This window comes from Streptococcus sp. HMSC070B10 (assembly GCF_001808665.1).
GTDB lineage: Bacteria > Bacillota > Bacilli > Lactobacillales > Streptococcaceae > Streptococcus.
Genome location: NZ_KV794206.1, coordinates 1 through 207, shown reverse-complemented (window position 1 = coordinate 207; position 207 = coordinate 1). Strand labels below are relative to the sequence as shown.

Sequence of the window (207 nt, the reverse complement as noted above, 5' to 3'; positions counted from 1 at the left end):
TAAAAGGCATGAGAGGATGGTTTAAATGATACTGGAACGAATTAAAAAAACATTTGAATTTCAAAGAAGTAGAATAAAGGGACCGGTTCCTCTTTGGGGGGTATTAAATGGGATTTTTATTTTATATCCTATATCCTTTTTGGCGTTTTTTGCAGGGGGATTAGAGGTACTCAACAATCCCTCTTTGTATCAAGGCTTGATTATTAC

Annotated in this window: 1 pseudogene; it reads left to right on the top strand. The window is 34.8% G+C overall.

Annotated elements, in window-relative coordinates:
- Positions 1-25: 25 nt before the first annotated feature.
- Positions 26-207, top strand: a pseudogene (locus HMPREF2613_RS11655) (hypothetical protein); the annotation flags it as partial.